The organism is Bacillus testis, assembly GCF_001243895.1.
GTDB lineage: Bacteria > Bacillota > Bacilli > Bacillales > DSM-1321 > Bacillus_AD > Bacillus_AD testis.
In genome coordinates, this window is the sequence record NZ_LN851186.1 from 579,973 (window position 1) to 586,351 (window position 6,379).

General features: G+C 47.3%; 7 protein-coding genes (1 of these 7 cut by a window edge). 5 read left to right on the plus strand and 2 right to left on the minus strand.

The features are described from left to right. Window positions 1–93 precede the first annotated feature (93 nt). On the plus strand, window positions 94–501 hold the full coding sequence (locus BN1765_RS03445) for a hypothetical protein (protein WP_050613855.1): 408 nt from the start codon (window positions 94–96) through the stop codon (window positions 499–501). 145 nt (window positions 502–646) lie between these two features. Here the strand turns inward: BN1765_RS03445 and BN1765_RS03450 are convergent, their stop codons facing one another. Together BN1765_RS03450 and BN1765_RS03455 are read right to left on the minus strand one after the other, a co-directional pair. Further along, window positions 647–913 carry an HTH domain-containing protein gene (locus BN1765_RS03450; RefSeq protein ID WP_050613856.1) on the minus strand — a complete coding sequence of 89 codons (267 nt, stop codon included), beginning with the start codon at window positions 911–913 and terminating at the stop codon, window positions 647–649. Between the two features lie 124 nt (window positions 914–1,037). Beyond that, window positions 1,038–1,619 carry a histidine phosphatase family protein gene (locus BN1765_RS03455; RefSeq protein WP_050613857.1) on the minus strand — a complete coding sequence of 194 codons (582 nt, stop codon included), beginning with the start codon at window positions 1,617–1,619 and terminating at the stop codon, window positions 1,038–1,040. Between the two features lie 169 nt (window positions 1,620–1,788). Between BN1765_RS03455 and BN1765_RS03460 the strand changes: the two genes are divergently transcribed. The 4 genes in view from BN1765_RS03460 to BN1765_RS03475 are tightly spaced (at most 49 nt apart) and all read left to right on the plus strand, a layout consistent with a single transcriptional unit that may run on beyond the window. After that, a complete protein-coding gene (locus BN1765_RS03460; protein WP_050613858.1) occupies window positions 1,789–2,934 on the plus strand; it encodes an acyl-CoA dehydrogenase family protein in 1,146 nt (381 codons plus the stop codon). Window positions 2,935–2,954: 20 nt separating this feature from the next. After that, window positions 2,955–4,106: a thiolase family protein gene (locus tag BN1765_RS03465; RefSeq protein WP_050613859.1), complete on the plus strand. Its 1,152-nt coding sequence runs from the start codon at window positions 2,955–2,957 to the stop codon at window positions 4,104–4,106. 39 nt (window positions 4,107–4,145) lie between these two features. Then, on the plus strand, window positions 4,146–5,720 hold the full coding sequence (locus tag BN1765_RS03470) for a fatty acid--CoA ligase (protein ID WP_050613860.1): 1,575 nt from the start codon (window positions 4,146–4,148) through the stop codon (window positions 5,718–5,720). A 49-nt stretch (window positions 5,721–5,769) separates the two neighbouring features. Beyond that, window positions 5,770–6,379 carry the 5' portion of a long-chain fatty acid--CoA ligase gene (locus BN1765_RS03475; RefSeq protein WP_050613861.1) on the plus strand. 1,016 nt of this gene lie beyond the right edge of the window, so 610 of the gene's 1,626 nt are visible here — the first part of the coding sequence; its start codon is at window positions 5,770–5,772; its stop codon lies beyond the right edge, outside the window.

A 6,379-nucleotide genomic window follows, 5' to 3' on the forward strand; every position in this document is an offset into this window, starting at 1 on the left:
ACACAAAGGTGACGAGGTTCTCTAGTGTAAAACAGTAAAAATCGGGAACAGGGACCTTATAAGAGTGCATATTCCAGCGGGAGGGAAGAGTGTATGAAGAAAAAAGACATCTGGCAATTGGTACTGCCGTTCATAACGGCAATCGGGGCAATAACAGCCGGTTTCGGATTAGTGAGCGATCCTACCGGCAGCAGTGTGGGGCTACCATTATCTTTACTAGACGGCACGGTCTTTTCATCCTACCTAATCCCAGGCTTATGTCTATTGGGCATCATTGGTTTTGGCCATCTGTTTGTATGTTTCGTCATGTGGAAACGAGGCAGCCGGGCGTGGTTTTATTTAGGAAGTGTAGGGATTGTCCTGATGGGATGGATCATCATTCAAGTGCTTTTGATCGGATATTGTTCACCATTGCAGCCGATTTTTTTAGCGGTGGGATTGATTGAGCTGATTGGTGCATTGCTGTGGAAAAAGAGATGCCTAAATAAAGTGAAGCTTTAATCGGTGGGGGTTGTTATTCACACCCCACCGATTATTAGTTGAACCAATCGGATTCATACTGGCGCTTGATCTCCTACTTACACTTTTTGGTCTTCACTCCCGTGTTGATTATAAGGCCTGATTAATTTGGCAACATATGAAGGGGCTAAAGAACCACAACTCTCAAAGAAGCAAAAGCAATATTTCTCTTCCACCTATAAGCTGATTGTTCAATTCGCTTGATGCCAATAAGATCCACATCAAAACCGTTTTCTCTAAAAATTTGTCGAGGAAGCTTGCCAGCCATATACTCGTCTATAAATTTATTTTTAAAGGCATCTGTATAGGTAATGGCTCGCTCACTTACGCGTTGTACATTTGGGTTCTTTTGAAGTAATTTTATCTCTTTAGATGAAAATGTTATCTTACTCATGTTCTCCTCTTATCCTTCTTACCTCATATCCTGAATTCGGTATATAAAAAAACCTGTAGATAGAACACTCTTTTTCAAGTGTCCTAACTACAGGTACCAGTTTAGCATCGGGCTTTCTTTTTCTTCATTCTGTATCCAAATGGGCCGCACAGTTGAATAGACTGCAATCCCATTTACCGTCATCGAGATGGATCATGCTGATAGATGTATTCAGCATGGGGACATTCATATCCATGTGAGGGATAAGCCTTTTAAGCAGGTGTTTAATGAATGCACCGTGGGTTACTACCAGGATATTTTGTCCTTGATGGGCCTTCACGATATCATCCATTGCTGCTATGCCGCGGGCGGCTACTTGGTCCGCAGGCTCCATACCGAGGTCCATCGTCCGCCAATCCGGCCCCCATTTGCTGATCCGTTCAGATTCGATGGTCCCCTCTATTAGTCCGCCGCTGGCTTCGCGAAGTCGGGAATCATAATGAATCTCAAGAGGGGGCAGTTTGGCGGCAATCAATTCCGCTGTTTGTTTTGCCCGCAGCAGGTCAGAGCTGTACAGCACATCCCAGGATTCTTCGCTTAATCGTTCGGCCAATTTTTTTCCTTGGGCCATGCCTGCTTCATCAAGAGGGATATTCGAGCTTCCCTGTGCCCGCTTTTCGGTATTCCATGCCGTATTTCCGTGCCGAATGAGCGCAATCTTAGTCATGGATTCCACTTCCTTCTGTATAAAAAATCACAACAAAATTTTCCAAAAGATTGTTTGTAAGCTAAAAGTGTATCATGTAAAATGGAATAAATAAAATAATTTGACTATTCAATAAATGAGAGAAATGTAATCGTTTTCTTTGATTTGAATATATATGGAGGCTACTTTGATGAAACATCCATACCTGAATGAAGACCATCTTCTTTTTCGAAAGGCACTACGGAAATTCCTCGATAAAGAGGCCTATCCATTTTACGGACAATGGGAGGAAGACCGCCGGATCCCCCGAAGCTTTTGGCTGAAGATGGGGGAGCAGGGTTTTCTTTGTCCGGATTTGCCGGAAAAATACGGGGGAAGCGCGGTTGACTGGGGATTTTCCGTTATTATTAATGAAGAGCTGGAGAGAGTGGGCTCTGGTACAGTAGGCATTGGCCTGCATAATGATATTGTGGTGCCTTACATCCATGCATTTGGCACAGAAGAACAAAAGGAAAGATGGCTGCCGAAATGCACTAGCGGAGAAACGATTACAGCTATCGCCATGACCGAACCGGGAGCTGGATCAGACCTTGCCGGCATTTCAACCACTGCCGTCCTCCAAGATGGCCATTATGTGATCAATGGACAGAAAACGTTCATAACGAATGGCATTCAATCTGATTTAATCGTGGTTGCCTGTAAGACGGATCCGCAGGCTGTCCCTGCCCACAAGGGAATCAGCTTGCTGGTGGTCGAGAGAGATGCGCCAGGTTTTAGCCGCGGAAGGCAACTGCATAAAGTGGGGCTGCATTGCCAGGATACGGCGGAACTGATTTTTGAAGATTGCAAAGTGCCAAAGGAGAATTTGCTTGGCGAAGAAGGCAAAGGCTTTCTGTATATGATGGATAAGCTGCAACAAGAGCGCCTGCTGGTGGCGATTGCCGCCCAGGTCTCGGCCGAAGAGATGCTGGCCATGACGGTGGCGTATACGAAGGAGCGTATGGCATTCGGCCGGCAGATCAGTTCCTTTCAAGCTTTGCAATTCAAGCTAGCTGAGATGGCGACGGAAATCGAAATGGGCAGGACGTTCCTTGATGCGCTGATTGCTGATCATATAGCAGGCGAAGATATAGTAACGAAGGTATCCATGGCTAAATGGAAGCTGACCGATATGGCTAAAAAAGTGGCAATGGAATGCATGCAGCTGCACGGCGGATACGGCTATATGGAAGAGTATGAGATTGCGAGAAGGTTCCGTGATATACCGGTCTCCAGCATATATGCGGGGACGAACGAAATCATGAAAAAGATCATAGCAAAAAATATGGGATTATAGCAGGTGGGAAGGTGAAGAAAATGAGAGAAGCAGTGATAGTGGAAGGGGTCAGAACGCCCGTAGGGAAAAGGAATGGCGCGTTGAATGGCATCAGGCCAGATGATTTGGCTGCCATGGCAATCGAAGAACTGCTGAAAAGAGCGAAAGTGGATGGAAGTATAGTTGAAGATGTCATATTGGGCTGTGTTTCACAGGTGGGGGAACAAGCCGGGAATATTGCCAGAGCAGCTGCATTGATCGCTGGCTTGCCGATTGATGTGCCGGGAACGACAATCGACCGGCAATGTGGTTCCAGCCAGCAGGCGGTGCATTTTGCCGCTCAGGCTATCTTATCCGGCGATATGGACGTCGTCATTGCAGGCGGGGTGGAAAATATGTCCCGCGTACCGATGGGTTCTAATTATCAAGGAGTCTCTCCAAGTGACAGGCTAAAAGGAAAATACGAAATCATTAACCAAGGCTTATCGGCAGAACGGATTGCGGAGAAATACGGAATCTCCCGGGCAGAAATGGATGAATTCGCGTTATGGAGCCATCAAAAAGCAATTAAGGCTATGGAGCAAGGTTATTTTGAGAAGGAAATTATGAGTGTGGAAGTCCAGGGAGAATCCGACCATCCGCTTTTGGCCGCTTCAGATGGCGGCCCGCGGAAAGAAACGTCATTGGCGGCATTGAGTCAACTAAAGCCAGCTTTTAAGGAAAACGGCCTCATCACTGCAGGGAACTCCAGCCAAATCAGCGACGGTGCCGGCGTTTTATTGATCATGGACAAGAGTAAGGCGGAGGAACTGGGCTTAAAGCCGAAATTCTTGATCCATACGAGAGTAGTCGTAGGTTCCGATCCTACGCTGATGTTGACAGGCCCAATTCCGGCGACAGCTAAAGCGTTGGAGAAATCGGGGCTTTCCATCGGGGATATTGATGTGTTTGAGGTAAATGAAGCTTTTGCTTCTGTACCGATCGCTTGGTTGAAGGAAACAGGGGCTGACCCGGATAAACTCAATCCATGCGGAGGGGCAATTGCGCTTGGGCATCCTTTGGGTGCAAGCGGGGCAAGGCTGATGATCACCATGATGAATGAACTCGAAAGAAGCGGAGGGCGTTATGGCCTGCAGACAATGTGCGAAGGAAATGGGATGGCGAATGCCACTATAATCGAGCGCATTCTGTAACAGGTCGGCGAATGCAGCGGAAAAAAGGGGGATTAGAAGATGAGTATGACCATCGGGAGAATATTTGATTTGACAGTCCGGAAGTATCCTGATCAGGAAGCGTTGAAAGATATCAGGAGCAAACATTCTTATACGTATTTGGAATGGGATGGACATATAACCGCACTTGCCAATGCACTTAAGAAGGAAGGGGTCGGTAAAGGGGACCGGGTATCGGTCTTTTTGTACAATCGCGAAGAAATAGCGAGTGTGTATTTTGCCTGTGCTAAAATCGGTGCGGTCTTCAATCCGATTAATTTTCGCCTGATGGCGGAAGAACTTGCGTATATATTGGAGGATGCTGCCCCTAAGGTCCTTCTTTTTGAACAGGCGCTTGAACCTGTTGTTTCTTCTATCGAGCAGCGCTTTGGCCATATATCGTTTTGGAACTGCGATGAAACGGCCATCTCCTATGCCGCATCCTATTGGGATCATATCCGCATGAAGGATCTTTCTCCGTTGGCTGATACAGTCGAGGAAACGGATGATTACGCGATTATGTATACCAGCGGGACGACAGGCAGGCCGAAGGGGGTCGTTCACCGCCACCGGGAAATGGCAGAGCAGAGCATGCTTGTCATACAGGCGATGGATCTGAAGGATAAGGACAGGGGTTTGACGATTGCCCCCATGTTCCATTGTGCCGAGCTTCATTGTGCATTCCTGCCGCGGGTCCATGTTGGTGCCTTGACGGTGATTATGCACCAGTTCAATCCCAAGCTTGTGCTTGAGCAAATAGAAAAGGAGCGCATCACTAAACTATTTGCTGCACCAACGATGTGGAATATGCTTTTGCAAGAGGATTTTAAGCGATATGATCTCGGTTCGCTGGATACTGGCTTATACGGTGCTGCCCCGATGGCTCCGGTTCTCGTCCAAGCTTGCCGCGAGCATTTTCATGTCAAGCTTGTCCAGGCTTACGGTATGACGGAAATGGGGCCGGCTATCACATTCCTAGCTGAAGAAGACCAACTTAGAAAGTCGGGCTCTGCCGGAAAAGCGCTCATCAATCATGAAATTAGGATCGTGCAGCCGAACGAAGACGGACCATCCGATCCGGAGGCGGTTGTTTCGCCTGGTGCGACGGGGGAGATTATCGTACAAGGCCCCTGCGTGATGAAAGGATATTTCAACAAACAGGAAGCGACAGAAAAGGCTTTATACAGGGATTGGTACCATACAGGCGATATCGGTTTTCTTGACGATGAAGGCTATCTATGGGTGAAGGACCGTGTGGACGATATGATTATCAGCGGCGGTGAAAATGTATACCCTCGGGAAGTGGAAGATGTCTTGTACGAACATCCCGGCGTATTGGATGTAGCTGTGCTTGGCCAGCCCGATGATACATGGGGAGAAAGGGTCGTAGCTTTTGTTGTGCTGAAGGATCATTCTCTTACAGAGGATGACTTGGAAACATTCTGCCGCCAAAGCGATAAGTTGGCTAATTATAAGCGGCCGAGAAAGTATGTGTTCGGAGACACTCTGCCGCGGAATGCCAGCGGTAAAATACAGAAATTCCTGTTGCGAACACAATTGGAACAGGTCATCGAAGATCGTCATCTTTCCTCATGAATGAGGGCGTAAGAAATTGGTTTCCCATTAGGAAAGGGGTAAGGAATATATGATGAACGTTCAAATGACGGTTGGTTCCCTATTGGAAAGGGCGGAAAAGCTTTATGGCAAGAAACAAGTCATATCGAGGACACACAGCGGTATCCAGCGTTTTACGTATAAAGAAACAGGCCAGCGAACGAGGCGGCTTGCCCATGCGCTTGAGAAGCTCGGCGTCGGGAAGGGAGACCGGGTAGGAACGCTTGCCTGGAATCATCACCGGCATCTAGAAGCATACTTTGCGGTTCCGGGAATAGGCGCAGTTCTGCATACAATTAATATAAGGCTTTCGCCGGAACAGATTTCTTACATCATTAATCATGCTGAAGACCAAGTCCTCTTAGTTGATATCGATCTAGTCCCTCTTATTGAAAAAATCCAGCCTACTCTTAAAACGGTTCACTCATATATTATTATGAGCGATGACAAGCTTCCTGATACAACCCTGTCGCCGGTTCACTCCTATGAAGATTTATTGAAAGAAAGCAATCCATCCCACCCTTTTGCTGCCGACATAGACGAAAACGATCCTGCCGGTATGTGTTATACTTCGGCAACCACTGGGAATCCTAAAGGGGTCGTTTATTCGCATCGCGCTATTGTCCTTCATTCCTATGCGC

Bases quoted from the DNA above. Each gene is read 5' to 3' on its own strand.
- BN1765_RS03445 (WP_050613855.1), top strand. From the start codon at position 94: ATGAAGAAAAAAGACATCTGGCAATTGGTACTGCCGTTCATAACGGCA.
- BN1765_RS03450 (WP_050613856.1), bottom strand. From the start codon at position 913: ATGAGTAAGATAACATTTTCATCTAAAGAGATAAAATTACTTCAAAAG.
- BN1765_RS03455 (WP_050613857.1), bottom strand. From the start codon at position 1,619: ATGACTAAGATTGCGCTCATTCGGCACGGAAATACGGCATGGAATACC.
- BN1765_RS03460 (WP_050613858.1), top strand. From the start codon at position 1,789: ATGAAACATCCATACCTGAATGAAGACCATCTTCTTTTTCGAAAGGCA.
- BN1765_RS03465 (WP_050613859.1), top strand. From the start codon at position 2,955: ATGAGAGAAGCAGTGATAGTGGAAGGGGTCAGAACGCCCGTAGGGAAA.
- BN1765_RS03470 (WP_050613860.1), top strand. From the start codon at position 4,146: ATGAGTATGACCATCGGGAGAATATTTGATTTGACAGTCCGGAAGTAT.